Source organism: Ignavibacteriota bacterium (assembly GCA_016707525.1).
GTDB lineage: Bacteria > Bacteroidota > Ignavibacteria > UBA10030 > UBA6906 > JAGDMK01.
In genome coordinates, this window is sequence record JADJHP010000008.1 from 226,091 (window position 1) to 252,618 (window position 26,528).

General features: G+C 61.7%; 20 protein-coding genes and 1 pseudogene. 6 read left to right on the forward strand and 15 right to left on the reverse strand.

Annotated features, from left to right (window positions below; genetic code table 11):
* Positions 1–48 precede the first annotated feature (48 nt).
* The 3 genes from IPI01_14045 to IPI01_14055 all read right to left on the reverse strand — a co-directional run bounded on the left by IPI01_14045 (position 49) and on the right by IPI01_14055 (position 2,633).
* Entirely contained in the window at positions 49–414 is a 366-nt protein-coding gene (locus IPI01_14045; protein ID MBK7258890.1) for a polymer-forming cytoskeletal protein, read from the reverse strand.
* Between the two features lie 58 nt (positions 415–472).
* Positions 473–1,408: a M23 family metallopeptidase gene (locus IPI01_14050; GenBank protein MBK7258891.1), complete on the reverse strand. Its 936-nt coding sequence runs from the start codon at positions 1,406–1,408 to the stop codon at positions 473–475.
* An 82-nt stretch (positions 1,409–1,490) separates the two neighbouring features.
* Positions 1,491–2,633 carry a glycosyltransferase gene (locus IPI01_14055; GenBank protein ID MBK7258892.1) on the reverse strand — a complete coding sequence of 381 codons (1,143 nt, stop codon included), beginning with the start codon at positions 2,631–2,633 and terminating at the stop codon, positions 1,491–1,493.
* Between the two features lie 85 nt (positions 2,634–2,718).
* On the opposite strand from IPI01_14055, the gene IPI01_14060 reads away from it, so the two are divergent.
* Positions 2,719–3,630: an alpha/beta fold hydrolase gene (locus IPI01_14060; GenBank protein MBK7258893.1), complete on the forward strand. Its 912-nt coding sequence runs from the start codon at positions 2,719–2,721 to the stop codon at positions 3,628–3,630.
* A gap of 35 nt (positions 3,631–3,665) precedes the next feature.
* Here the strand turns inward: IPI01_14060 and IPI01_14065 are convergent, their stop codons facing one another.
* The 9 genes from IPI01_14065 to murA form a co-directional block, all read right to left on the reverse strand.
* On the reverse strand, positions 3,666–6,107 hold the full coding sequence (locus tag IPI01_14065) for a carbohydrate binding family 9 domain-containing protein (GenBank protein ID MBK7258894.1): 2,442 nt from the start codon (positions 6,105–6,107) through the stop codon (positions 3,666–3,668).
* Positions 6,107–7,543, reverse strand: a complete 1,437-nt coding sequence (gene rlmD / locus IPI01_14070; protein MBK7258895.1) for a 23S rRNA (uracil(1939)-C(5))-methyltransferase RlmD — start codon at positions 7,541–7,543, stop codon at positions 6,107–6,109. The genes IPI01_14065 and rlmD overlap by 1 nt, the downstream gene beginning before the upstream one ends.
* Positions 7,540–9,513, reverse strand: coding sequence for an ABC-F family ATP-binding cassette domain-containing protein (locus IPI01_14075; GenBank protein ID MBK7258896.1), 1,974 nt, complete (start codon positions 9,511–9,513; stop codon positions 7,540–7,542). Before IPI01_14075 ends, rlmD begins: the two co-directional genes overlap by 4 nt.
* 72 nt (positions 9,514–9,585) lie before the next feature.
* Positions 9,586–10,902: a DUF4921 family protein gene (locus tag IPI01_14080; protein MBK7258897.1), complete on the reverse strand. Its 1,317-nt coding sequence runs from the start codon at positions 10,900–10,902 to the stop codon at positions 9,586–9,588.
* Positions 10,903–11,080: 178 nt separating this feature from the next.
* A complete protein-coding gene (locus IPI01_14085; protein MBK7258898.1) occupies positions 11,081–12,484 on the reverse strand; it encodes a phosphoglucomutase/phosphomannomutase family protein in 1,404 nt (467 codons plus the stop codon).
* A gap of 9 nt (positions 12,485–12,493) precedes the next feature.
* Positions 12,494–13,780 carry a phosphopyruvate hydratase gene (gene eno / locus IPI01_14090; GenBank protein MBK7258899.1) on the reverse strand — a complete coding sequence of 429 codons (1,287 nt, stop codon included), beginning with the start codon at positions 13,778–13,780 and terminating at the stop codon, positions 12,494–12,496.
* A 69-nt stretch (positions 13,781–13,849) separates the two neighbouring features.
* A complete protein-coding gene (locus IPI01_14095) occupies positions 13,850–14,881 on the reverse strand; it encodes a glycosyltransferase family 9 protein (GenBank protein ID MBK7258900.1) in 1,032 nt (343 codons plus the stop codon).
* Complete coding sequence (locus IPI01_14100; GenBank protein MBK7258901.1) at positions 14,878–17,202, reverse strand: hypothetical protein; 2,325 nt, start codon at positions 17,200–17,202, stop codon at positions 14,878–14,880. Before IPI01_14100 ends, IPI01_14095 begins: the two co-directional genes overlap by 4 nt.
* The gene (murA, locus tag IPI01_14105) at positions 17,156–18,418 is read right to left on the reverse strand and encodes a UDP-N-acetylglucosamine 1-carboxyvinyltransferase (protein ID MBK7258902.1); all 1,263 of its coding nucleotides are present in this window, start codon (positions 18,416–18,418) and stop codon (positions 17,156–17,158) included. The genes IPI01_14100 and murA overlap by 47 nt, the downstream gene beginning before the upstream one ends.
* A gap of 449 nt (positions 18,419–18,867) precedes the next feature.
* Here murA and IPI01_14110 point away from each other — a divergent pair, with 449 nt between their 5' ends.
* Genes IPI01_14110 through cydB form a run of 3 tightly spaced genes read left to right on the forward strand, consistent with a single transcriptional unit; the run spans position 18,868 to position 21,712 of the window.
* Positions 18,868–19,335 (forward strand): Rrf2 family transcriptional regulator, encoded by a 468-nt coding sequence (locus IPI01_14110; GenBank protein MBK7258903.1) that lies wholly within the window; start codon positions 18,868–18,870, stop codon positions 19,333–19,335.
* A 26-nt stretch (positions 19,336–19,361) separates the two neighbouring features.
* The gene (locus tag IPI01_14115) at positions 19,362–20,696 is read left to right on the forward strand and encodes a cytochrome ubiquinol oxidase subunit I (protein MBK7258904.1); all 1,335 of its coding nucleotides are present in this window, start codon (positions 19,362–19,364) and stop codon (positions 20,694–20,696) included.
* Positions 20,696–21,712 carry a cytochrome d ubiquinol oxidase subunit II gene (gene cydB, locus IPI01_14120; GenBank protein MBK7258905.1) on the forward strand — a complete coding sequence of 339 codons (1,017 nt, stop codon included), beginning with the start codon at positions 20,696–20,698 and terminating at the stop codon, positions 21,710–21,712. The genes IPI01_14115 and cydB overlap by 1 nt, the downstream gene beginning before the upstream one ends.
* A 56-nt stretch (positions 21,713–21,768) precedes the next feature.
* Here the strand turns inward: cydB and IPI01_14125 are convergent, their stop codons facing one another.
* The gene (locus IPI01_14125; GenBank protein MBK7258906.1) at positions 21,769–21,951 is read right to left on the reverse strand and encodes a hypothetical protein; all 183 of its coding nucleotides are present in this window, start codon (positions 21,949–21,951) and stop codon (positions 21,769–21,771) included.
* On the opposite strand from IPI01_14125, the gene IPI01_14130 reads away from it, so the two are divergent.
* A complete protein-coding gene (locus IPI01_14130) occupies positions 21,950–22,831 on the forward strand; it encodes a cobalamin-binding protein (GenBank protein ID MBK7258907.1) in 882 nt (293 codons plus the stop codon). The two genes, IPI01_14125 and IPI01_14130, sit on opposite strands and share 2 nt — an antisense overlap.
* Positions 22,828–23,451, forward strand: a pseudogene (locus tag IPI01_14135) (deoxynucleoside kinase). Before IPI01_14130 ends, IPI01_14135 begins: the two are co-directional and overlap by 4 nt.
* 588 nt (positions 23,452–24,039) lie before the next feature.
* Here the strand turns inward: IPI01_14135 and IPI01_14140 are convergent.
* Entirely contained in the window at positions 24,040–24,843 is an 804-nt protein-coding gene (locus tag IPI01_14140) for a sulfite exporter TauE/SafE family protein (protein ID MBK7258908.1), read from the reverse strand.
* Between the two features lie 10 nt (positions 24,844–24,853).
* Positions 24,854–26,521: a PDZ domain-containing protein gene (locus IPI01_14145; GenBank protein ID MBK7258909.1), complete on the reverse strand. Its 1,668-nt coding sequence runs from the start codon at positions 26,519–26,521 to the stop codon at positions 24,854–24,856.
* Positions 26,522–26,528: the final 7 nt, after the last annotated feature.

Sequence of the window (26,528 nt, forward strand, 5' to 3'; positions counted from 1 at the left end):
ACCGGGCCCGCTGGTCTCAGGCCCGTTTGAGCCCGGCGTGCTCACCCGTCAGGCGCCGTGCTTCGGCGCAGGCATTGCACCCGTCGTCATCACACACTGACCGTCGAACGCCGCGCCTTCATCCACGACAAGGCGGGTCGCACGGATGTCGCCCTTCACCACCGACTTGCTTTCGAGCACCAGCTTCTCGATAGCCGTCACGGTGCCGGTGACCTTTCCTGCGAGCGAGACATTCTTGCCACTCAGGTTGCCCTCCACCGCACCGCCGAGGCCAACGGCGACATTCGCCTTCGCATTGAGATCGCCTACAAGCTTCCCATCGATCCGTATGCTTCCTTCCGTCCGGATCTTTCCCTCCACAACCGTCCCCGTTCCGAGGAGGCTCAACTCGCCGCCGCTCTGCTTGTCTGCCATGGCACTCCGCCTCTGTCTTGTACGAAATTTCCTGATCCCGTTCCCGGGAAAGCACCCGCTACTGCAAGCGCGCGGGTGTCATCAACAACTCGTTGGGATCGCGCGGGATCCCGTCTTTCCACACCTCAAAATGCAGATGAGGACCCTGGCTCGTCTTGCCTGATGACCCGAGAAGCGCGATCACTTCGCCGCGTTTCACCGGGCTTGCGACCGATGTCAGCAGCGTCTGATTGTGCTTGAACACCGTCAGGTATCCCGATCCGTGCGAGATGACCAGCGTGTTCCCATCCTCGTACGTCCAACCTGCATACACCACGTGGCCATCCGCGGGCGACTGCACGGGAGAGCCGCGCTTCGCCGCGATGTCCAGACCGAAATGCCGCCGGGCAAGATCATACCCCTGCGACACAAACCCTTCCACGGGCAGCAGGAGCGGGAGTTCAAGCCGCCGCGCCTGCGGTGCCACGCTGTGATCGGACATCGATGCGGCCTGCAGAGCCTGATGCACACTCTGCGGCTGCTGCTGGACATCGACCAGATCGTCCGCACCCATCGGCAGCGTGTGCGTCGGCCCGTTGTGCGGCCCGGGATCGGACCCCGCCACATTCTGCCTGTGCGATGCCGAATCGCGCAACTCCACCACGGGGCCCGCCGTCCCCTCCTGTCCGAGTGCCCGGCGCAGGTTCGTATTGTATTCGCGCAGAAGGATCACATCCTCTGCGAGCGAGTGGAGCTGCTGCTGTGTTTCAACCAACTGCCGCCCGTACCGCGCCTCGAGGGCCGGATTCGGGATGGGCAGATATTCCATGGCAGGCGTGAACATCAGGATCGCCAGTACGATCGCGGCACAGACCGCGAAGACACCCGCTGCCGCAGTGCCGATCTTCCACCATCCCGCCGTGAACTGCAGCGGCTTGCTCTTGTCGCCCGATGGCACAACAAGAACATCATACAGACGGGTGGTATGCTTGCGTTTCGCTTCCTGTCCCTGCATGCCTTCTTCTTATAATGAACAGAAAGATACAAAAAGCCCGTCCGAAAGTCAACGCGACCATTCCGGTAACATGTTTCACGGCTTATGGTTGCGGACTTCCACCCTTGAATTCCACCCACGCCTTCTCGATGAAGTCGGCCATACGCTTCTTGTACAACTCCCTGTCGAACTCCAGAGCCCAGGCGTGCAGGACATCCGGATCGAAGCGCTGACCGTCGCACTCCTGGATCGCTGCCGCAAGCGCCACCGATGTCTGCTCCTCGAACAGAACCCCTGTCCGACGATCGGAGCCAACCAGGACGGTCTCCAGCGCCCCTCCCCGGGCATAGGCAACCACGGGTTTGCCACACGCCATGGCTTCAACGGGGACGATCCCAAAATCCTCCTCGCCGGGGAACAGCACACACGAACACCGGGCGAAATGGTCGCGGACCACGTCATCGTTCTGCCACCCGAGAAACCGGACAGTCGGCCCGCCAAGCCGCTGCAACCTTCCGAGATCCGGCCCATCGCCGATCACAACAAGCTGCCGGCCGAGCCTGGTGCATGCCTCCACGGCGAGATCCACCCGTTTGTACGGAACAAGGGCACTCACCACAAGCGCGAAGCCATCGTTCTGCTTCGACACCGGCAACACAGCGGTCTCGACGGGCGGATAGATCACATCCGAGTCACGGTTATAGATCGTTGTGATCCGGTCCCGGATGTTCCGGGAGATCGCGATATACTTGTGGGGGTTCCCGGCCGTCGCAAGGTCCCACGCACGAAGCCGGTTCACGAACAACCTCATGCCGATCCGCGTGAGCAGCCCCGAACGTTCGGGATCGAAATAATCCTCGTACTGCGTCCAGATGTACCGCATCGGTGTATAGCAATAGCAGATGTGCAGCGCCCCCGCCGGAACGCGCACACCCTTCGCTACGCAATGATGCGAACTGATCACCAGATCGAATCCGCTCAGGTCGTGTGCCTGGACAGCAGCGGGAAACAACGGGAGGTAATGACGGTAGCGCTCACGCGCGAACGGGAGCTTCGCTATCCACGATGTACGGATCGGCATCCGTTCGATGATGGGGGATACCGTACCCCTGGTGTGCAGGAGGACGAAGAGCGTGGCGTCCGGATAGACCTCACAGAGGGCTTCAACGCATTTCTCACCGCCACGCATGGAGGTGAACCATTCGTGGACGATCGCGACACGGCGGGGAGAGGACGATGTCTTCATAGTGTCTGGCAGTCAACATACGAAGGAGAGTCCCGAGAAGCAAAGAGTTTGTTGCTTCGACACGGGGTGCTACGTATATTGACGTATGACCGTTCTCGCCGCCATACTGCTGTTCGTTGTCCTCTTCATGGTGTTCATCTCCATGGTGCTCCTGGTGATCGGCCCGGTGATGCTGCTGCAACCCCACCGGCGCACCATCGAATACTACCGGAGGCTCACAACGGTCCTCCACCCCTCCGACCTCGGACTGGCGCACGAAGAACTGACCATCACCAGCGCCGAAGGCATCCCGCTGCACTGCTGGTTCATCCCCGCCGGGGGCACGCCCCGCGGCACGGTGATCTTCCTGCATGGGGTGAGCGAATGCGTGATCGTCGGACTCCCCGTCGCCCGCCGTCTCCACGATGCCGGATTCAATGTCTTTCTGTACGATTCGCGCAGGCATGGCGACAGCGGCGGGCGTTTCTGTACCTACGGCTTCTACGAGAAGCACGACACCTCGACCGTGATCTCGTATCTGGAGGACAGGAAAGACATACAGATCGGCAAGATCGGGCTGATGGGCTCGTCGATGGGCGCAGCGGTGGCCATTCAGGTCGCCGCACTCGATCCACGGGTGTCCAGCGTTCTGGCCGAAAGCGGCTTCGCAACCCTCCGCACGGTGTACGACGAATACCAGAAACGGATCGTGAAGGTCCCCTGGCATTACCTCCGCAACATCGTCATCAAGCGTTCGGAACACATCGCACACTTCAAGGCCTCGGCCGTGTCACCCCTCGAAGCAGTACGCAACGTGCGGGTGCCGATCCTCTTCATGCATGGCACCACGGACAATCTGATCAGGCACACCTATACGGAGCGTGTCTACGCGAACGCGAACGAACCGAAGGAACTCTGGCTCATCCAGGGGGCACGCCACAATAACATGGCGGAGGTGGGGGGAGAGGAATACTTCCGGCGGATCGTGGAATTCTTCGAGAGAACACTTAAGAAATAAGAACTTAGAATTCGTAGTTCATACTTCTTAACGGGCTACAACGAGAACCAGTAACTGCCTTTGAGCAGAAGCACATCTTCACGCGGCAACTGCAACACCTCTTTGAACCCCTGCATCAACCCCAGGCCGTACAACCCGTTGTTACCATATCGCGCCTGGGTCCACACCAGATAGACCGTGCTGCCAGGAAGATACTCCCACCGCAACAGGACGTTCGCGTTGAGCGTCACCGCATTGAAGTCATGGCTGTAGTAGGACGCATCGCCCCGATAACCGTAGGGCGTCAGCACGCCCGATGGCAGGAGCCGGAAGAATTCCCCGTACCCGCCACGCGTCAGGAATACCTGCGTGAAGAACTGCACGCTGAGCGTGCGCGTGAATGTTATGATCCCGTGCAGCGAAAGGTCCAGGAGCTGCAGGTCCCGCGTGCCGAAGACACTGAAGCGCGCGGGGGCGACCGCTGCGTCGAGCACGCTCCCATCCGGATAGACCCAGGCACGTTCATCACGCGTGCGTTGATAGGAGATGCCCGGATTCAACTCCATCCATGCCGACGGGCGGATCGTGAGCGCGGCGCTGCCGTACCAGGTCCACGCGCCGTCGTCCTCATGCTTGTATCCGGCGACGGCCGTCGCACTCAACGCATGACGGTCGTCTGTTTCGACAGTGGCGGAGACCATCGTATTGCCCGGCCTGCGGTACAGGCCGATGATGCCGCGCTCTTCGTCATCAAACGCCGGGAGCGCACGCTCCACGGTCACCATGCCGAACCAGAAATTGCTGAATTCCCCCACGGCATCGCCGCGCACCAACGCATGCGTGCGGATGCCGGCCCAATTCCAGCGCATCTCCGGATTCAGGGCGAAGGTGTATCGCCGGAACAACCCCTCCGCAAGATTCTCGCGGTACACCGCCTGAACGTACCCCCCGTGGTCATGGGGTTGGGCGAAGAACCCGAGATCGTTCGGATTGAAATGCTTACCAGAGAAATCGTACGAGGCGGTCGTGATCCAATGTTCCGCATTCAACCGTGAGACCAGCATACGGCCTGCCGCTCCGTCGCCGCTCGCCGCACGCACACCGGCAAGATAGCCGTCCACCGTATAGGAACCGTCGAACACCCGGGCATTCCAGTCGACGCCACCCGAGAGCGCGGGACGCCCATGGTGGAACGCCGCGACGGTCGCCATGCCCCCCAACCAACTGCCATCGTGCCACTCCTGCTTCACCCGCGCCACAGTATACGTCGCCCGCGGCTCCGTGCGAACCGCGAACCCCGGCTGCCCCGGAGGGGTGATGCGCGCAAACTCCTCATCGGTCACCGACGAGAGCGCCGCAACCGAAAGCCCATCGGCCGTCCGGCCTGTCACCTTCACCGCACCGAGGATCGTTGTCAGTTGCGGATTCTCCTGAACCGTATTCCCGTATGCGAACGGCACCGTGTTCGCGAAGCGGGGCTGCCTCCCGAGGCGCCTGCTGAAGAAGAGCGTGAGCGGCGTGTTGTCCACACTCCCGCCGAATGTGAACATCTGCGCCCCTTCCACGAAGAACGGCCGCTTCTCCGGGAATCGGGTCTCAAAGACGGTGAGATTCAGGACGGACTGGTCCACTTCCACCTGACCGAAATCGGGATTGAACGTCGCGTCGAGTGTGAAGTTCCGGGAGAGCCCGTACTTGATGTCGGCGCCATACCCGTACTCGGTGCCCGCCGGGGCGCCACCCGGCGTCTGACCCGTCGTCATGGTGCGGGTGGCCGACACATAGGGCGTCACTTCAAGATGCAATGGTGGCTGGATACCATCGAGCCCCTGGACCATCCCCCAGCGGGGGATCGCATAGGTTTCGCTCCTGGGCACCATCGCCCATTCAAGGGTCTCCTTCTTGCGGCTGATGTACCGGCGGAAGTTGATGCCCCAGTGATATGCATTGCTGGCGAAGCGAAGGGCATTCCATGGTATGGCGAACTCCGCGGACCATCCGTTGCGGTGGCGGCGGGTCTGCACCGACCAGACGGCATCCCAGGTCAGATCGTAGACGCTCCCTCCCTGCGACAGGATCCCGTCGCTCTGGACGCCGGAAACGTTCGTGGAGAAAACGAAACCCGTCTGGTGATCCATGTAGGAGTCGATCATCACGGTGAAGCGATCGGCCTCCGTGGTGCGGTCGCGGCGGCTGAGCCGCTTCACAACTCCCGCAGGCTCGCTGTCGTTGCATTCGACGCCCACATAGAGGGCATGGTCATCGTAGAGGAGGCGGACGGTGGTGGGTTCGGAAGGTTCTTCACCCTCGACAGGATCGTATTGGATGAAGTCGGTGACCGGCACCGCCTTGCGCCAGCACGGATCGTTCAGCCATCCATCCACGTCGGGGGTCAGCGTGGTACGCACGGCAAAGATGATCTTCCGGTCGCCTTCCCCCCCCAGAGCGGCCGTCAGCAGCAGCAGACTCAATGCGATCGTTGCCCCCGCAACCCGCATCAGGATCCTCCGTGAAGGGTCAGAGACGCGACGTTCTCAACATGATTGGTATGCGGGAACATGTCCACGGGTTGCGATTCCCGCAGATCGTACAGCCCCTCATCGCACAGGAGCTTCAGATCGCGCGCCTGCGTGGCCGGGTTGCAGCTGACGTACACGATCCGCGCCGGCGCAAGCGCACGGATCGATGCGACGACCCCCGGGTGCATTCCGGCACGCGGCGGGTCGCAGATCACCACATCCGGCTTCACATGCAACTCCGCTTCCACACCCCGGTCGAGCACACGGTCCTTCAGGTCGCCGAGCACGAACCGGCAGTTGGTGACGCCATGCGTTTCGGCATTCCTGCGCGCATCCTCCACGGCAGAAGCAACGGCTTCGACGCCGATCACCTGCCCTGCATCATCAGCGACATGCAGCGCGATGGTCCCCGTGCCGGAGTACAGATCGAACGCGGTCTCGTGCGGCTTCAGCGCGGCAAAGGCACGGACCGTGTCATAGAGCCGCTCGGCCTGCAGGGTGTTGGTCTGGAAGAAGGAATTCGCCGACACCCGGTACGAGCGCGTTCCGATCCGTTCGGTGATCCATCCCGGCCCGTGCAGCACGACCTCCCGGTCGCCCAGCGCCACCTGGGATTTCCGATCGGTGATGTTGTTCACGATCGTGGTCGTGGACGGGAAACGGTCGAGGAGCATGGCGCGGAACTCGTCCATCAACGCGGGCCGTTCTTCCGACGTCACAAGGTTCACCATGCGCTGGTCCGTGTGCCGTGTTTCCCTGATCACCAGGTTGCGCAGATAGCCGGTGTGCGTGAACGTCGAGTAGATCGTGAGCTCCTTCGCGAGGGCCCAGTCGCGGACCGCATTCAGGATCGTCGCGCTCTCCACCGACTGCAGGTGACATTCGCGCAGGTCCAACACCCTGTCGAACCGCCGCGGGATATGCAGGCCGAGGGCGAACTGATCGGCCGGCGTGCTCTGCGTCCCTTCCGCCTTGAGGTGCGTCATTTCCTCCGCGGTGAGCCACCGCACGCCGAACGAGAACTCCATCTTGTTGCGATAGTAATACTCGTTCGCCGCGCCGAGCGTGGGGTGCACCGCAGGCTCCGTGAATCCACCGATGCGCTCCAGAGCGTCCACGACCTGCTGGCGCTTGAACTCGCACTGCCCGGCATACGACAGATGCTGCCAGGAACACCCACCACACGTCCCGTAGTACGCACACCGGGGCTGCGTGCGGAGCGCTGACGGCACCTGGACCGCCATCACCTGTGCCTCGGCAAAGTTCTTGCTGACACGCGTGATGCGCGCCGTCACGGTATCTCCGGGAATGCCTCCCGGGATGAAGACGACGAACCCTTCCACGCGGGCAACACTCTTCCCTTCCGCACCGAAACGCTCCACCGTGAGCGTGATCGCATCACCTCGTTTCATCATATCCGCGCCATCTCCGCATCGTAGTGTGCCATCAGGCGCTCGAGCTCTTCGGACACCTTGCCCCATTCGTGATAGCGGTCCTGCAGTTTGTCGCCGACCGATTTGTACGCGGCATTCACCTCGCGGATCTTCTCGGGGCCTTTGTACAGATCCACGTCCGCCATGGTCTCTTCGAGCACGGCTTTCTCGGCTTCGAGGGCGGCGATGGCCTTTTCCACGACCGCCAGCTTCTTCTGGAGCGGGCCGACCTTCTTGTAACGCTCCTGCCGGATCTCGGCCTCACGCCGCTTCCGGTCACGGTCCGAGACGGCCGCCGTCAGAGCCTGCGGTTGCTGCGCCGCTGCTGACGATGCTGCCGCGGTGGCCTCACGGTGCCGCGACGCGAGGTACTCGCTCACCGATCCCAGATACGTGCGGATACTGCCGCTCCGGAACTCCACGACCTTCGTCACCAGGGGATCCAGAAAATCGCGATCGTGCGACACGACGATCAGACACCCTTCGAACGCGGCAAGGGCTTCCTGCAGAACGGCCTTCGAGCGCATGTCCAGATGGTTCGTCGGTTCGTCCAGCACGATCAGATTGGATGGCACGAGAAGCATCTTGGCAAGGGCCAGGCGGCTCTTCTCGCCGCCGGACAGGACGCTCACCTTTTTGAACACATCATCGCCCGTGAACAGGAACGACCCGAGGAGCGAGCGGAGGCGTGTGCGGATATCCCCGGTGGCAACGGACTCGACGGTCTGCAGCACATCGAAGGACGGGTTCAGCTCTTCGGCCTGATGCTGGGCGAAGTACGAAACGGACACGTTATGGCCGGGCAGGCGTTCGCCGCTGTCGTACGGCTCCACGCCGGCGATGATGCGTGCGAGCGTCGACTTGCCCGCGCCGTTGACGCCAACGAACGCGATCCGGTCGCCGCGGTCGACCTCGAAGTCCACCCCGTTGAAGACCTCCAGCGCATCGTAATGCTTCACGATCCCCTTCAGCGTCATCACGACGCGTCCGGAGGACGGCGCCGGCGGGAAGGAGAAGCGGATCTCGTTCTCGTCGTCTTCCAGCTCGACGCGTTCGATCTTGTCGAGCGCCTTGATGCGGCTCTGTACCTGCCGTGCCTTCGTTGCCTTGTACCGGAACCGCTCGATGAACCGCTCGGTCTGCTTGATCTGCTGTTGCTGATTGCGCCAGGCCGCTTCGAGGTGGATGCGGCGCTCCTCGCGCGCCTTCATCGAGAACGTATAGTTCCCGGCGTACTCGATGAGTTCTCCGCCGGTGAGTTCGAACGTCCGTTTCGTCATCGTATCGAGGAAGCGGCGGTCGTGCGACACGATCATGACCGCGCCTTCGTACGTCTGGAGATACTCTTCCAGCCACTCCAGCGAGTCGAGGTCCAGATGGTTCGTGGGCTCATCCAGCAGCAACAGGGAGGGCTGCTGCAGCAGGAGCTTCGCCAGCGCGATGCGCATCTGCCAGCCGCCACTGAACTCCTCGGTCAGGCGCGGGAAGTCCGTAGCGGTGAACCCGAGGCCGATGAGGACCTTCTCGATCGCCGACTGGATGCGGAAACTATCGGAAGCTTCCAGCTTGTGCTGCAGTTCGCCGTAGATCTCGAGCAATTCGCGCGCAGCGTCGCTCTCCGGCGGCTCCTTCGCCATCGCCTCCTGCACCGCGGTGAGGTCGCGCTGGGTCTGAATGATGTCCGCGAAGACGGATTCCACTTCGGTGTACAGCGTGCGGCCGGTGAGCGCGGGGCCTTCCTGGGGGAGGTACCCCACCGTCACGTACTTCGCCCGTGTGACGACACCGGTATCAGGGGTGTTCTCGCCGAGAAGGATACGGAGGAGCGTGGACTTGCCCGCGCCATTGGAGCCGACGAGACCGATACGGTCGTGGGGTCCGATATGGAACGTCACGTCGTCGAGGAGACACCGCTCCCCGAACTGCAGCGCGATATTGACGGCAGCGATCATGGTTGTGTACGCAGGGCAAGTCCGGAGGCAGTGCCGGCAACCGCAGGAGGTGCCGGGATGCGCCGCCTCCGGTCACTTCAGATAGTACTTGAGCGGATTAGGATCGACGCGGCACTCTTCGGCGATACGGGCCCAGCCGATCTTCCCTTCATCACGCAACTTGTAGAGACGCGGCACCATTCTGTCGCGCAGGTCGATGGGCGTCATCGGATTGATGAAGATGCTGGTCCCCCCCTCGAAGCCGGCCGGCACATTCACGCGCCACTTGATCAGCACATGCCATGGCATCTTGTAGACCGCGTCGATGGGCGTATAGTACCATTCCTCGTTGCACGAGATCCCGCTCCCCATGGCCGCATGCACGGCATGCACGAGATTGCTCATCCCGCGGATCTCTTCATCCGTATGTTCGTACGGCCGCCCGGCCTGCGACCGCGAGTAGATCTCGATGGTCGGGTAGCGGTGGCCGATGCCTGCATACGCGATCGCATAATCGTTCTCGGCGAACACCAGATTGTGGTGGGCGGCGAAGTTCACGCCGAACTCATTGAACACATTCGCATCGTCGCGCACCATCTTGATCTGGTCGCCGATCGATGCACCCCATTCGTCCAGCGACACCAGCTGCTTGTGCAGGTGGTCGAACGATGCCCCCGCAGGGCGGAGCCAGTTCTGGAACACGCTGATGTACCGCACATAGCGGTTGTTCATCGTGATGTCGCGGATCGAATCGATCGTCAGCTTGAAATACCAGTAGTGCTCATCCTCCGTCATCTCGCCGGAAGAGTACAGGTCCGAATCCAGCTTCGCATCATCCTTGAAGTGCCGCTTCGCGATCACCATCTCGTGCCCGCCGCCGAAGAACGCATCGGCGATCGCCAGCTTGTCCGCCAGCGGCATCTTCTCCATCTGCTCGTCGGTCTTCCCCTCGCGGTGCAGCTTGTAATGCACGATGTCCGTGATGTGCTTCAGGCCGGCAGGGGTGGCAAGATAGTCCTCGCGCCACTTCACGCGCGATGCCGGCATCTTGTACGCATAATTCTTCCGCCAGTAGTCCAGCGTCACGATCTCGAACATGTTCCCGGTGCGGCGGAACTCGGCGGTGCTCTCGAAATACCGGTCCGGCGCCAGCAGATCGATCCGCTCCCACCGCCCGTTGGTGCAGATGAGGCGCGATTTTTCGGGGGCGGTCTCGTAATACCGGGGCGGACAGAAACTGCAATAGTCCTCGGGAGAGTGTTTCTCGACCGGTTTCGCGGTCACCGGGGCTTCATTGGTGATCGGCTTGCTGCGCCGGCCGGCAACAGCCCACACCTCGGTGCCCGTGAAGGGATTCAACTGCTTCACGGTACCGTCGGGCATGATCGTATAGTACATCATGGATGACATCGACTCTTCCTTCTCATGTCCCCGCTATGCCGAAGCTTCTCGCACACCACGACGATCTTTCAGGGGGTGTGGCCCCGTCCGTGCCCCCTGTGCCACGAAACCTGTCTGATGAATGCGCTTCCCCCGGCGGTTTCGTGGCGCGGGGGGCACCAGACCGAACCACACTGTCTTCCGAATTCTAGATCTTCGTCGCTGCGGCCAGCAGGGCGTCCACCTTCGCCATACTGTCCGCTTCCGCATAGAAGCGGATCAACGGCTCGGTCCCCGATGCGCGCACCAACACCCATCCGTGGTCCACGAAGAACTTGAACCCGTCGGTGTCCAGCCGCCCCGTCACCGGATACCCCGCGATCTCTTTCACGCCGCGCGTGTACTTCTTCATGATCGCGACCTTTTCCTTCTCGGTCGTATGCAGGTCGATACGCTTGAACTCGTGCTGGCCGAACTCGTCCATGAGCTCCTGCACCAGGGCACCGAGCGGCTTCTTGCGCACCGCCATCATCTCGCACAACATCAGGCCCAGGAAGATCCCATCGCGCTCGGGGATATGTCCCTTCACGCCCAGGCCGCCGCTCTCCTCGCCGCCGATCAACACATCCTTCTCCGTCATCAGCCGGCAGATGTGCTTGAACCCGACCGGGGTCTCGTGCATCACGAGGCCGTACTTCGCACACTGGTCATTCACCATCTGGGTGACCGAGAACGACTTCACCACTTCGCCCCTCATCCCCTTCTGCTCCACGAAGTACTTCAGGAGGAGTGAGAAGATGCGGTGCGAATCCACGAAGTTCCCGTTCTCATCCACCGCGCCGATCCGGTCGGCATCGCCGTCGGTGGCGATGCCGATCCCGAATCCTTCCTTCTTCACCCGTGCCATCAGTGTGCCCAGGTTGTGGGCCAGCGGTTCGGGGTTCACACCCTCGAACGACGGGTTGAATGTCTCGTGCATCATCGTGATCTCGGGTACGAGGTCCAGCGCCGCCGACTGCGCGGCGCCGTACATCGCATCATAGAGGATCCGGATGCCCGCACTGCGGATCGCACCGATATTGATCTTCGTGGCCAGGTCATCAAGGTACCGCTTCTTCATGCTGATGGGAACGATCTTCTTCTTCTCCACCAGCTGCTTGAAGGAGAACTTGCCCGCGGGGACGGTCTTCAACTTCATGACCTTCGCGAGTTCCTTCTCCACCTTCGCGATCATCTCCGGATGGGCCGGGCCGCCGAAATCGCCCTTGATCTTGAAGCCGTTGTAGCGCGACGGATTGTGGCTGGCCGTGATGACCACGCCGCCCGCGGCGTTCTCCATCTTCGTCAGTAAGGAGATCATCGGGGTCGTAACGATACCGTCCGCCAACTTCACCAGGATGCCGGCATTGGCGATCACTTCCGCGCTCTTTTCCGCGAACTCCCTCGACATGAACCGGGCATCATACCCGATCACAATGCCGTTGCGGATCTTCTTGTGCCCCTTGTAGTACCGCGCTGTTGCCAGGGCCACACGCTCGAGATTGGCGAATGTGAAATCGTCGGCGATGACCGCTCGCCATCCGTCGGTTCCAAACTTGATGACCTGCGCCATGATCGTCTTTTACTTTTTGGTGAATGCAGCAAGACCCGGATAGATGGCGGTGTCGCCCAGCGCCTCTTCGATCCGGATGAGTTGGTTGTACTTCGCGATGCGGTCCGTGCGGCTCGCCGAGCCGGTCTTGATCTGTCCGGCATTCGTCGCCACGGCGATGTCCGCAATGGTCGCATCCTCGGTCTCGCCCGAACGATGGCTGATGACCGTGGTGTACCCTGCGCGCTTCGCCATCTCGATCGCATCGAGCGTCTCGGTGAGCGTGCCGATCTGGTTCACCTTCACCAGGATCGAATTCGCCACACCCATATCGATGCCCTTCTTCAGGAACTGGGTGTTCGTCACGAACAGATCGTCGCCAACCAGCTGGACCTTCTTGCCCAGCGCTTCGGTCAGCAGCTTCCAGCCTTCCCAATCGCCCTCGGCCATGCCGTCCTCGATCGAGATGATCGGGTACTGCTTCACCCAGTTCTCGTAGAACGCGACCATCTGGGCGGAGGTCTTCGTGGACTTGTCGGACTTATAGAAGAGATACTTGCCGTTGTCCATCATTTCCGACGAGGCCACGTCCAGCGCGATGAAGAGGTCCTCGCCCGGCTTGTAGCCCGCCTTGGTGATGGCTTCGAGGATCACTTCGATGGCTTCGTCGTTCGACTTGAGGGTCGGTGCGAACCCGCCTTCGTCCCCGACCGCGGTGTTGAGACCCTTCTTCGAGAGCACAGCCTTCAGGGCATGGAACACTTCAACGCCCATGCGAAGGCCTTCAGAGAAACGGTCGGCCTTTACCGGCACGATCATGAATTCCTGGCAGTCCACGTTGTTGTCGGCGTGCTTGCCGCCGTTCAGGATGTTCATCATCGGGACCGGCAGGGTCTTGGCATTCGTGCCGCCGATATATTTATAGAGCGGCATGCCCGTGGCCAACGCGCCGGCTTTGGCAACCGCCAGGGAGACGCCCAGAAGCGCATTCGCGCCCAGTTTGGCCTTGGTCGGCGTCCCGTCCAGCTGGATCATCAGGGTGTCGATCCCGATCTGGTCAAATACATCGAGGCCGGTGATCTCGGTGGCAATGATATTGTTCACATTCTCAACGGCATTCAACACGCCCTTGCCGAGGTAGCGCGACTTGTCGCCGTCACGCAGCTCCACGGCCTCATTTTCGCCGGTGGAGGCACCGCTCGGCACCGCTGCCCGGCCGATGATACCGCTTTCAAGCTCGACATCCACCTCGATGGTGGGGTTTCCGCGGGAATCCAGGATCTCGCGGGCAATGGCATCAATGATCGTAGTCTTCATTATTTCTCTTCTCCTTGGGTTCGAACGTCATGGTATGACCTGAAAAGAACGGCAAAAGACATTACAAAATCAACGGATGGAACGGTTCAACGCCCCTTCCACCGCACCCGTGACCTCATCCACGGTGAGCAACTTCATGCACTCCATGTATCCGTCCCCTTCACGGGTGCAGAGATCAAGGTGACATGGGTGGCATGGCACATCCCTGCGGAGTGCCTTGTGGCCCAACGCCGGGTCGTACGGGAACCAGATATCCTCCTCCCCGGGGCCAAAAAGCCCGATCGTGGGAGTGCCAACCGCCGCTGCGATGTGCATCGAACCGGCATCGTTCGACACCACCACGGCCGCAGCAGCATACAGGGCGGCAAGCTGCCGGAGCGGAAGCCCGATGAACGTCCGGAGTGAGCCACCCGCCAGCGTACCGACCTTCTGAACCACCTCAACGTCCTTCGGGCCACCCGTCAGCACGACCTCAACGTTGAACTCCTTCTGCAGCCGCGCCGCCACCCCGGCGAACCCTTCCGGCGTCCACCTCTTCGCCGGCCATGTCGCCCCCGGGTGAAGAAGAACGACGCGTCCGCCTCCGCCCAACACTTCCTCGCCCGCACGCCGCTCGCCATCCGAAAGAAAGATCTCCGGCGTGTGGTACACGGGCTCGATGCCCACCGCCTGCAGGAACTGTTCGTGAAATTCCACCGCGGTCTTCCTGCGGGGGGCATCCTGCACACGCACGGTATAGAAGCGTCCGCGGCCGGGACGATCGAGCCCCACCCGCACGGGCGCACCCGAAAGCCGCGTGAGAAGCGCACTGCGCGGATTGCCGAAGAGATCGATCACCATGTCGAACTTCCTCCGGCGCAGGAGCCATGCCACACGCGGCTGCTCCCGAAGGGTCGGCGCGGAGAAATCGAACGGGATGATCTCGTTGAGAGAGGGGTTCTGCTCGAGGAGCGACACCGCACCGGCATCACCCATATAGGCGATGTAGGCATCCGGGATCGCGTGGCGGAGCGAACGGATGACCGGTGTCGTCAGCACGACATCGCCGATGAACTTCATACGGGTGATGAGGATACGCTGCGGGCGGAACGGTGCCGTCATTGGTCGTGCTCCAGGAACTCACACCGTGCGATCCGCTCGTCGATCTCGAGGACGGCGGCCGCACGGCTATCAGAATTGAGGGCCGACCAGTACGATGCACGCGCGGACTGCAGACGGCCCGAACGGAGTTCGGCATCGCCGAGGGCAACACAGCGCGCCCTCTCGAGCACGGGATCGGCGCCCCGGAAGCTGGCGCTCTCAAAGAAATGACGCGCCTCGTCGTATCGCTGCATGCGGAACAGCAGCCGCCCGCGCAGGTACCACCGGAGCGAATCTCCGGGAGTGTTCGTGGGCGCGATCAGCATCTGGACACGGGCGGTGTCCGACGCATCGGACAGGAAGAACGTGCGAAGCCCGGGACCGGCCGCACTGTCCCCGATCGCAAGCAGCCGGATCGCCGCAGTCTCGGTGAGCGATGGGGTGATATGCGCTGTCCGGACGGTTGCATACAGCGCACGGGCGCGGAACGGATCGCCGAGAGCCCATGCTGCATCACCCGCAACGATCGCCAGCGGGAGATACCGCGATGGACGACGGTCATGCGCCCGCAGGGAGTCATAGAGGTCGATCACGGCGTTGTACTCCTGCCGGCGCGCACGCAGGTTCATGAGTCCGGCAAGGGCCTCGTACCCGCCCACGGCTGCGAGGTCCCGGTACAAGGGCAGCGCACCGTCATAGTCGTGATCTGCCACGAGGCGCTGCGCTTCCCGCAACCGGCGTGCGTACAGACGCACGCAGACCTTGCCGAGCAGGGGCGGACGCCGGAAGAGGACATCGGCCGTCAACGAATCTGCGGGGTCGTACGCGATGCTGTCCAACGAACGATGCCAGCCGGCGATCAGATCGGGAAGAGCGTGGCCATAGATCTCCTCATAGGAGGGCCTGCCGTAGACCAGGAGGAAGCGGCGCATCCCGTAGCGGTCGATGAGATGCTTCGCGAATGCACCCGCGAGGACATAACTCACAGAGGACGATTGTGCGATGAAGCCCGTTGCGCCGAGCATGTGTTCCATCGGCGGCATCAACCCCGCCCGCCGCAGAAGGGCTGCATGTTCCGCGAGCGTTCTGCCACCCCATGTCCCTTCCACAGCGATGGCAAGGCCTTCGGTGAGCCCCGGGCTGGTACTCGCATGGATGAGCGGCATCCCGAACGGCGCCGCCACGACATGCACCAGTTCGTGCTTCAATGTTGCGTCCACACTCTGCGCGGTGATATGCACCTCACGGAGCCAGGGCTTCGCAAGTTCGGTCTGGCCTGCACCGATCGCGCGCCGCTTCGCTTCCGCGGATGGATACACATACGAGGCGATACGTTCGACGTGCGGCAGCACGAACTGTTCCTGAATGCGCGCAAGCTGGAATTCGTGTTCGGCCCCCAACCGCTCGGCAGCAGCAGGGGTCACCGTGGCTACATCGTAGTAGATCGAAAAATGCTGTGTCTCTGTGAGGCCACCGAGGCGCGCACGGATGACGCCCGCGGTGGATTCCCATCGGAGCTCACAACGGAACACGACAAGCAGGAACAGGAGGGCCAGGATGCCCAGCGCCACGTGCAGGTACTCCTTCCACAACGTGCGCACCAGCGTGTATCCCTTGCGTACCACACTGTCGCCCGGCCGGCTGTGCTCGACGATGAGCGCCGTCAGCCATACCAGCAGCGCTGCCACGCCGAGAGTGAAGACCCGGTAGGCAATGAGTGGCCATTCCAGCGGCAGAAGCTCGTCGTAGGACAGTCCGGGGAAGTAGCCGTAGAAGAGGTTGTAGGAGAAGATCGCGGGCGTTGCGTACCCGAGATACCCCGCATACGCGATCGAGAGGAGGAACACCGCGGCGAACATGGCCTTCGGCCAGCGGTAGTGGACGGTGCAGAAGAGTCCGAGGGCAACCGCGAAGCACACCCCGGCCACCGGCAGAAGGAAGAAGAATGCGATCCCCTCCCCGACATCACACAGCGGCACACGGAGTCCGTTGAGGAAGATGATCGTCAGCGGGACAATGAGCAGGGCGAGATTGATGCCGAGCGCGGCGGAGAACTCGCGCAGGACGGAGAACGGCAGTGCTCCTTCTGCGGCGTGGTAGCGCCGGGAGGCACGCATGATGGTGATGCAGCCCGCGACGAGAGGCCCGGCGATCGCGAACACGAAGGCGAACTCGAAGCCGGGATGGTCGAACAGCGGGATCAGCGTGCAGAGGACGGCAAGGGCCGCATAGATCCCTGCCGCAACGAACAGGATGCGACGGTGCGGCGGTGATGCGGTCATGGAGCGTGCCGGGTCAGAATTCTTCCCCGGCAACGCGTTCGATGTCGGCTCCGAGGGCACGGAGTTTCCTCTCGATCGTTTCGTAGCCTCGATCCAGATGGTACACGCGCAGGACCTCGGTGGTCCCTTCGGCGACAAGGCCGGCAAGGATGAGCGATGCCGAAGCACGCAGGTCGGTGGACATCACCTTGGCGCCGGTGAGCCGCCGGACACCGCGGACAATGGCCGCGTTGTCCTTCACTTCGATGTCGGCGCCAAGGCGGATCATTTCAGGGATATGCTTGAAACGATCGAAATAGATCGTGTCGGTCACCACGGAGGTCCCGTCCGTCAGCGCCATGAGCGCGGTCCATTGCGCCTGCATATCGGTGGGAAAACCCGGATAGATATTCGCCGTCACATCCACCGCAGTGAGCGTACGCGGTGCGGAGAGCGTGATGGTTCTGCCCTCGATCGTGACACGGGCACCGGCATCTTCCAGTTTTCCGATGACGGCATCGAGGTGCAGGGGTTCGACGCCCGTGAGGGTGATGGTGCCGCCGCAGAGTGCCGCTGCCACCAGGAACGTGCCGGCCTCGATGCGGTCCGGGATCGTCTCGATGTCGGCAGCGTGCAGTGCATCCACGCCCTGGATCTCGAGGCGGCTGGTGCCGACGCCGTTGATCTTCGCTCCCATGGACACAAGGAATTCCGCAAGCTGGGTGATCTCGGGCTCGATGGCAGCATTGTCGATGAGCGTGGTCCCGCGGGCAAGCACCGCGGCCATCATCGTGTTGCCCGTCGCCCCGACGCTGGACACGTCGAAGTGGACGCGCGCGCCGGTCAACCGCCCCGCACGTGCATGGATATACCCCTCATGCAGATCGATCTCCGCGCCGAGCTTCTTCATCGCTTCGATGTGAAGATTCACAGGGCGGGGGCCCCAGGCGCAGCCGCCGGGGAGCGAGACGCGCGCGCGGCCGAACCGTGCGATGAGCGGACCGAGCACATAGATCGATGCCCGCATCTTCTTCACGTGCTCGTAAGGAGCCTCGTACACGTTCACGCCGGTGGTGTCGAGCGTCAGGAGGTGGTCCTTCAGCTCGGCATGGGCGCCCATCGACCGCAGCAATGCGGCCATGGTATGAACATCCCGCAGGGCGGGAGTGTTCTTCAAGTGGAATGTGCCGCCCGCGAGAAGTGCGGCGGGCATCAATGCGAGCGTAGAATTCTTGGCGCCGCTGATGCTGACGGTGCCGGTAAGGGGCTTGCCGCCCCGGATCACGAATTTGTCCATAGGGTGTTCAATGGTACGGAATTATGTGGGGGATTGTCAACCACACTCCCCACCAGCGGGGGCCCAAATCACCAAAATGATGAATAGAAACTCATCTGAGGCAACGAATCAGCTTCGAAGAGCAACGTACGTGAGGCAGCGGGCCTCACACGGGGGACCGCACACCGGATGGTATCCGGTGAGTGGATGAGAGTGGCATGGGTTCGCGTCTGCACGGGGGTGACGTTCATTGCAGAAAACCCGATCCTCCGCGCGCGGTCAAGGAGCGGTCGTCACCGCCCGCCGGGATTTCTCAATCGTGCGAACGATTCTGCAGCGGTTTCCCATTTTTGAAAATGAACCGGGCCCTCCTGCTCCTTGCGATCCACCGGGCAAGGCAATTGACAGATTTCTGATCGACCCTCAAATAGGACAAGTATTGTCTTGTTTGGCATGTGATTTGCCTATACATGCTTATCCCCATGCTCCAGCTCACGATGACCGGCGAATATGCAGTGCGGGCAATGATCCATCTCGCCACACTGCCCCCAGACGCGACCGCACAGATCGCGGACATTGCCCGCGACTGGGAAGTCCCCGAGACATTCCTGCGCAAGATCATCTCGCAACTCTCTCATGGTGGTCTGGTTGCATCGTATCGAGGAAATCGCGGTGGTGTCGCTCTCGGACGGGCGGCGAACACCATCACGTTGCTCCACGTGATCGAGTGCATCGAGGGGACCCTTACACTCAACGCATGCATCGCCGATCCCGGGGTATGCCATCGCGTCCCGACGTGCGCAGTTCATTCTGTCTGGTGTGAAGCGCAGCAAAAACTCCGTGAGATCCTGGCCGCTCGAACGCTGGCCGATCTTGCCGGATCATCGCCACACGGATGTCCGCCTGCGGTTCCCCGCAGCGGCTCCATCCTTTTCTAACCCAATCCCTCGTAAGGAGGCCCTGTATGGATGCAGTACTTCTGGCCCGCCTGCAGTTCGCACTGACGGTCGGGTTCCATTTTCTGTTCCCCCCGATCACGATCGGCCTTGCCTGGCTCCTCGTGGTCGTGGAGACCCTTGGCTGGAGGAAGAAAGATGAGGTCTACACCCGCATCGGCATCTTCTTCGGCAAAGTACTCGGATTGACCTTCGCCGTCGGCGTGGCCACGGGGATCGTCATGGAATTCCAGTTCGGCACGAACTGGGCGCAGTATTCCAAGTTCGTCGGCGATATCTTCGGTGCACCGCTCGCCGCGGAAGGCGTCTTCGCGTTCTTCCTCGAGTCCGGCTTCCTCGGCCTCTATCTGTTCGGCCGCAACCGCGTCTCCAAAGGCGTGCACTGGTTCTCCGCGCTGATGGTCGCCCTCGGCTCCACCCTGTCGGCCTTCTGGATCATCGTCGCAAATTCCTGGCAACAGACACCCGCAGGGTACGTCCTCCGCAACGGCCGCGCCGAACTCACCAGCTTCGCCGAAGCGGTCTTCAATCCCTCCACCATGATCCGGTACTTCCATACCGTCGACGCCGCACTGATCAGCGGCGCGTTCATGATGGCGGGTATCGCCGCCTATTACCTGCTGAAGAACCGCGAGACGGCGTTCGCGAAGAAGGCGATGACCGTCGCCATGGTGTTCGGACTCGTCGCATCGGTCCTGGAACTGATGCCGCTCGGCCACGAACACGCACGCCAGGTGGCCCAAACCCAGCCCGAGAAGTTCGCTGCCATCGAAGGCCTCTACACGTCGGCGGACGGTGCACCCATGGTCCTCTTCGCTGTTCCGACCACGGTGCCACCCACCCTGCACGGTACGATCGAGATCCCGGGATTGCTCAGCTGGCTCGCGTTCGGCGATCCGAAGGCCCCGATCAAAGGGATCAACGAGTTCCCCCCGGACGAGATCCCGCCCCTGTGGCTGACCTTCGTGTCGTTCCACAATATGGTGGTGCTCGGCATGTTCTTCATCCTCCTGACCGCAGTGGCCACGTACAAGATCTGGCGTGGAACCCTCTGGAACAGCCCGAAGCTCCTCAAGGTCATCCTCTGGTCGATCCCTCTTCCCCTGATCGCGTGCCAGCTCGGTTGGATCACCGCGGAGGTCGGACGCCAACCCTGGATCGTCTACAAACTCCTCCGCACCAGCGAAGCGGCTTCCATCACCGTCTCCGCCGGCGAGATCCTCTTCTCGATCATTCTGTTCGGTGCCGTGTACCTTCTCCTCGGGACGCTGTATGTGTACCTGCTGGTGAAGAAGGTGAAACACGGACCCGCCCCGCTGACCGGAAAGGAGGCCGTCGCATAATGGACCTGAACATGATATGGTTCCTCCTCGTCGGCGTGCTGATCATCGGCTACGCCATCCTCGACGGCTTCGATCTGGGCGTCGGGGTGCTGCACCTCTTCGCACGCTCCGAAGAAGAGCGCCGGGTGCATATCAACGCCATTGGCCCGGTGTGGGATGGGAATGAAGTGTGGCTGCTCACGGGCGGCGGCGCATTGTTCGCCGCGTTCCCGATCGTGTATGCAACCGTCTTCAGCGGATTCTATCTTGCACTGATGCTGCTGCTCGTTGCGCTGATCTTCCGGGCGGTCTCGATGGAGTTCCGCGGCAAAGTGGACTCCCCGGGCTGGAAGAAAGCATGGGACGTCGCTTTCGGGATCGGCAGTCTCCTCCCCGCCGTCCTGTTCGGCGTCGCCTTCGGGAACATCCTCCGCGGCATCCCGCTGGATGCCGCACACAACTATACGGGATCGTTCTTCACCCTGCTGAATCCGTATGCCGTCCTCATCGGCGTGCTGAGCCTCGTGCTGTTCACGATGCACGGAGCGATCTATCTCGCCATGAAGACCGAAGGCGGACTTCAGGCCCGGATCATCCGCTGGATCTCCCCGCTGTGGATGTCGACCGTCGGACTGTATCTTATCGCGACCCTGGCCACGATGTTCGAGTCGCCGTTCCTCTTTGAAGGGATGCTCTCGAACCCGCTCTTCTATGTCCTGTTTCTCGTGCTGCTTGCCGCCTGCCTCTTCATTCCGGTCGCGGCGAAGGCAGGGCGGTACGGGCGGGCGTTCACCGCATCGTCGGTGACCATTGCGATGATGATCGGCCTGAGTGCGCTGAGCCTCTTCCCGCGGCTCGTGCCCGCACTGGACGATCTGTCCCTCAGCCTGACCATCTATAACGCTTCCTCGAGCGAGGCGACCCTGACCACGATGCTCGTGATCGCGCTCATCGGCATGCCGCTGGTGATCGCCTATACGATCTTCATCTACAGGGCGTTCAAGGGAAAAGTGGTGATCTCCGGAGATAGCTATTAGCAAGCACGGACGCCAATGATCGAAACGGGAATGAAGGGAGAGTGCGTTCTCTCCCTTCATTTCCCGCTGTATGTCGTTCTGGGGTTCTTCCTTTTTCGTCTCTTCATTCTCTCTTCTTCGTTCTCCATCATCCGTTCTCCATTTTTCAGCATCCATTCCTCGATATTTCTGTATTGATTCCTGCTCTCCTTCCCCGTATCTTTTCTCTCCAATGTGATCCACCCTATCGTAGGCCTCATGCTGCAATCTGTTCCGATCCGCCTTGCGTTCGCACTGTGCCTTCTCGGTTCATCCGTGGCAATCGCCCAGGTGGCGGTCACCGATGACCTCCACCGCACCGTGTCCCTGCGCGCGCCCGCCCAGCGCATCGTATCGCTGGCCCCCAGCATCACCGAGTCGCTCTTCGCCATCGGCGCCGGGTTCCAGGTGGTGGGCGTGACGGATTACTGCAACTATCCGGCCGAAACGAAACTGAAGACCCGTGTCGGCGGCATGACGACGCCATCGATCGAAACCATCGCCGCGCTCCGGCCCGACCTGATCCTCGTCAGCATGGAAGGGAACCTGCGGGAGGACTTCTCCCATCTGACCGCGCTCGGCGTTCCCGTTGCCGTGACCAACCCCCGGTCGCTGGAGGGCATTTACGGTTCGCTCACCATGCTCGGGACGCTCAGCGGACACGCGGACAGTGCGGCGAAGGTGATCCGTGTACTCCGCGCACGGGAGAAAGCCATTGCCGGGGCGAACACGCCGAACGCCCCGCGTGCGTTGCTGCTCGTCTCCATTCAGCCGCTCATTGCCGCAGGGGACCGGACATTCATCACCGAGTTGCTGACGCGTGCCGGAGCGCAGAACGTCGCTGCCGGCGTGAAGATGACCTATCCGACCCTGAACCGCGAGGCGGTCGTCCACGACGACCCCGACGTCATCTTCGTCATGTCCGATGTGCTCTCGACCCCCGAAGCCCTTGTGCAGATGTACCCCGAATGGAAACGCCTCTCCGCCGTACGGAACGGGCGCGTCCACCGCATCGACGCCGATATCGTCTCCCGTCCGGGCCCGCGGGCCGTGGATGGACTCCAGATCCTCTCGTCATTCATTCACCGGAACAGACCATGACCACTGGGAAAGCCTTCATTGCGGTAGCCGGGAATATCGGCTCCGGCAAGTCCTCACTCACCCGCCTGCTGAGCGAGGCGAACGGATGGACACCGATGTTCGAATCGGTGGAGGACAATCCGTACCTGAGCGATTTCTACGCCGACATGAAACGGTGGTCGTTCCAGTTGCAGGTGTATTTCCTTTCCAACCGCTTCCGTTCGCACAAGTCGATCACCGAAGGGAACAATTCCGTCGTACTCGACCGTGTGATCTACGAGGATGCCGAGATCTTCGCCAGGAACCTGTATGAGATCGGGAACATGGAAAAGCGCGACTATGAGAATTATCTCGCGCTCTATGATGTGATGACCGAGTATCTGCATCCGCCGGACCTGCTGGTGTACCTGCGGGCGAACGTGGACACACTGCTGCATCAGATCTCCCTGCGCGGGCGCGACTTCGAGAAATCCATCCGCCGCGAATACCTCGAACAGCTCAACGGGCACTACGAATCGTGGATCGCACGGTACACGAAGGGGAAACTGCTGGTGGTGGAATCGGACGGCCTGGACTTCGTGAACAGACCGGAGGACCTTCGAGCGGTCCTCGCAATGATCGGGTCGAGACTGGGCCGGTTCCCCGGGGCCCCCGGGGGCCCCCCCCTTCCCCCGCCCCCGGCCCGCGGGGGCCCCGCCGGCTTCCCGGGGAGAGGGGGGGCCGGGGCTTTGTTTCCCCCCGCCTCCTTTTCCCCCGGCCGGGGGGCCGGGGTTTGCCTCCCGTTCCGTGGGGTTTCTTTTGAAGGAGCTCTCCCCCGTTTTCTCCCCCCCCCTTTCCTCCCCCTGTTAATAGCTTCCCCGGAAAGGACGTCGTCGCCTCCCCCCCGCCCGCGGGACCGGATTTGGTTTTGGGCTTTGGGGGAGAGTAAGGGGTTTTTCTTTGACTCGCCGGTTGTTTTGTTTCCCCCCGCCCCCCCCGACGTTTTTGTTTTGGGGGAATTTTTTGATTTTTTTTCTTTCCTTCTTGAGGTTTGGGTTTTGTTTTTTTTCGGGGGGGGGAATTTGAAATTTTTTTTGTGTTTGTTTTTTTTGGGAGAGAAAGTGATGATGCGGGGGAGGTATGGTATGGTTCGATGCCCCGGGGACTCCCGGGCGGCGCGTACCTCTCCCGGTTGCAGGCGGCGGGTGTCGTGGAAAGCCGCAGCCTGGTGGTTCTGCGATAGCGGGGGGCTAGAACAACAGCAGTTTCATCGCGATGACGAGCAGGAACAGAGCGAAGATCTGTGTCAGCCGGGTGACCTTCATCTTGTTCGCAACGTTCGCACCAACGGCGGCCATCGGGATGGAACCCACGATGAGCGGCAGCGCCGTGAGCCAGTCCACATACCCCAGCGTGCCTGCCGGCACGAGCGTGTTCGTCCAACCCCTGATCACATAGCCAATGCCCGCGGCGAACGCGGTGATGACGATCGTCGCGCTTGACGTGCCCAGGGCCTTCTTCAACGGGAATTTCAGCACGGAGTGCATCACGGGGATCGACAGGACCCCGCCTCCGACCCCGGCAAGTGCGGACAGCAGCCCGACCAGAAAGCCCGTCCCCAGCAGAGGTGGTGCCTGTAACGGGGGCATCTCTTCGAACTTCTGTTTGCGCGTGTCGATCAGCATGCGCAACGCCGAGACGATCACCACGCCGGCGAAGATCTGGCGCAGCGTCTTCCCCTGCATGCCTCCCGCAAGGATGGCGCCGATGATCCCGCCGACAACACTCGTCGCACCCATCCACACCACGGCCTTCCACACCACATGCCCGTTCCGCCGGTACTGGATCGCGGAGGAGAGCGATGCGAACACCACGATCAGCAGGCTTGTGGCGAGGGCCATGTGCGTCGAGACCAACGACGTCACGTTGATGGCCTGATAGTACACCAGAAGGATCGGCACGAGGACGAGCCCGCCGCCGACCCCGAAGAATCCGGCCAGGAATCCGGCGAAACAACCGCCGAGCAACAGGAGGACCACGTGGAGGATTTCCATGGACGGGGCCCTATCCGCCGATCCGGCGTGAGAATTCCTTCTTGTTATGCAGCAATCCGATGGCTGCAGTGATCTGCGGATCCGTCCGGAACGAGGCCTCGATGCGTCCGCGTTCCCCCTTCTTCCGCGCCATCAATTCGATATGCAGTTCGTCGGTGATCTCTTTCTCATAGCGCTCGAACCCGCGCTCCTTCTCCTTCTGCAGCGCCTTCTGGAGCTGTTCGATGTCGCGCAGGATGTCCGCATGGTAGTGCGAGTTGTCCGCGATACGCTTCAGCTCTCCCACATGTTTCTCGCTGTCCTCCTGGAAATCGAACTTCTCCTTCTCCAGGAAGGCCTTGAACGCCGCGAGGATCGCCGGCGTCACCGCGGTGATGGAATCCTTTGGATGCTCATTCACATACCGGTTCGCGAACTTGAACACCATCGCCTTGCGGATCAGCTCACGCACCATCGGGCCTCCCTGGTGGAATTCCACCGTCGAGTCGGGAGAGATGCCGCCGTGCTCATACACCTTCCGCCCGTGCACGGTCTTGAATTCGCGGCGCAGACTGTCCGGCGTCACCGCAAAGACCCCGTTCTTGTCGCGGTGCATGTAATCGATCTCCTGGATGCTGCGTCCGCTCGGGATGTAATACCGTGCGGTCGTGATCTTCAACTGTGCCCCGTAGTTCAGCGGCACGATCGTCTGGACAAGCCCCTTGCCGAACGAGCGCGTCCCAACGATGAGCGCGCGGTCCAGGTCCTGCAGGCTGCCGGCCACGATCTCACTCGCGCTCGCACTGTTCCGGTCCGTGAGGACCACCAGCGGTATCGAGGACAGTAACGGCTCTTCGGTGGAAGCGTATTTCTTGTCGGCTTCCTGACGGCGTCCGTGCGTACTGACAACGAGGCTGCCACGCGGGACGAATTTGCTCACGACATCGACGGCGGCATCGAGAAGCCCGCCGGGATTCCCACGCAGGTCGAGGACGAACCCCTTCAATTCACCGTTCAGTTTCAGTTCCTTGATCGCCTGACGCACCTCATCGCCGGCCCGGCGCGAGAACCGTTCGAGGCGCACGTAGCCGATACCATTCTCAAGCATCCCGCTGTAGGTGACGTTCTTCACCTGGATCTCTTCGCGGATGAGGACGAAGTCCAGAGGTTTCGCTTCACCGTCACGCTCGATCAGCACCTTCACCTCGCTGCCCGGATCGCCGCGCGTGAGGTTGCGGATCTCGTCCGGCTTCAGGCCGTCGACCTTCGTACCGCCGATCTCGATGAACCGGTCGCCGGGTACGATCCCCTGCCGCTGCGCGGAGTACCCATCCATCACCGAGATGACGCGCACGAAGCCGTCACGTGTCCCGATCGTCACGCCGATGCCGCCGTACTTGCCACTCGTCATGAGATCCACTTCATCGCCGTCGTCCTTGCCGATGTACACGGTATAGGGATCGAGCGTGCCGAGCATCCCTTCAATACCGGCCTCCATGAACTTCTCGGGGTCGATCTCATCCACATAGCTTGTGGCCACTTCCTTGTACACGCGCCCGAACACGTCGATGCTCTTGCTGATCTTCAGGAGCATGTCGCTGTCCGGTGCCATCATGAAACCCGTGAAGAGGAGTACGGCGGCGATGATGCCTGCCGCTGCGATGCGCTGGTCTCCGGTCTTCCTCGTTGCCACCTTCATTCGATCC

Excerpts from the sequence above, each read along its gene's own strand:
- IPI01_14045 (MBK7258890.1), bottom strand. The coding sequence starts at position 414 with ATGGCAGACAAGCAGAGCGGCGGCGAGTTGAGCCTCCTCGGAACGGGG.
- IPI01_14050 (MBK7258891.1), bottom strand. The coding sequence starts at position 1,408 with ATGCAGGGACAGGAAGCGAAACGCAAGCATACCACCCGTCTGTATGAT.
- IPI01_14055 (MBK7258892.1), bottom strand. The coding sequence starts at position 2,633 with ATGAAGACATCGTCCTCTCCCCGCCGTGTCGCGATCGTCCACGAATGG.
- IPI01_14060 (MBK7258893.1), top strand. The coding sequence starts at position 2,719 with ATGACCGTTCTCGCCGCCATACTGCTGTTCGTTGTCCTCTTCATGGTG.
- IPI01_14065 (MBK7258894.1), bottom strand. The coding sequence starts at position 6,107 with ATGCGGGTTGCGGGGGCAACGATCGCATTGAGTCTGCTGCTGCTGACG.
- rlmD (MBK7258895.1), bottom strand. The coding sequence starts at position 7,543 with ATGATGAAACGAGGTGATGCGATCACGCTCACGGTGGAGCGTTTCGGT.
- IPI01_14075 (MBK7258896.1), bottom strand. The coding sequence starts at position 9,513 with ATGATCGCTGCCGTCAATATCGCGCTGCAGTTCGGGGAGCGGTGTCTC.
- IPI01_14080 (MBK7258897.1), bottom strand. The coding sequence starts at position 10,902 with ATGTCATCCATGATGTACTATACGATCATGCCCGACGGTACCGTGAAG.
- IPI01_14085 (MBK7258898.1), bottom strand. The coding sequence starts at position 12,484 with ATGGCGCAGGTCATCAAGTTTGGAACCGACGGATGGCGAGCGGTCATC.
- eno (MBK7258899.1), bottom strand. The coding sequence starts at position 13,780 with ATGAAGACTACGATCATTGATGCCATTGCCCGCGAGATCCTGGATTCC.
- IPI01_14095 (MBK7258900.1), bottom strand. The coding sequence starts at position 14,881 with ATGACGGCACCGTTCCGCCCGCAGCGTATCCTCATCACCCGTATGAAG.
- murA (MBK7258902.1), bottom strand. The coding sequence starts at position 18,418 with ATGGACAAATTCGTGATCCGGGGCGGCAAGCCCCTTACCGGCACCGTC.
- IPI01_14110 (MBK7258903.1), top strand. The coding sequence starts at position 18,868 with ATGCTTATCCCCATGCTCCAGCTCACGATGACCGGCGAATATGCAGTG.
- IPI01_14115 (MBK7258904.1), top strand. The coding sequence starts at position 19,362 with ATGGATGCAGTACTTCTGGCCCGCCTGCAGTTCGCACTGACGGTCGGG.
- cydB (MBK7258905.1), top strand. The coding sequence starts at position 20,696 with ATGGACCTGAACATGATATGGTTCCTCCTCGTCGGCGTGCTGATCATC.
- IPI01_14130 (MBK7258907.1), top strand. The coding sequence starts at position 21,950 with ATGCTGCAATCTGTTCCGATCCGCCTTGCGTTCGCACTGTGCCTTCTC.
- IPI01_14125 (MBK7258906.1), bottom strand. The coding sequence starts at position 21,951 with ATGAGGCCTACGATAGGGTGGATCACATTGGAGAGAAAAGATACGGGG.
- IPI01_14140 (MBK7258908.1), bottom strand. The coding sequence starts at position 24,843 with ATGGAAATCCTCCACGTGGTCCTCCTGTTGCTCGGCGGTTGTTTCGCC.
- IPI01_14145 (MBK7258909.1), bottom strand. The coding sequence starts at position 26,521 with ATGAAGGTGGCAACGAGGAAGACCGGAGACCAGCGCATCGCAGCGGCA.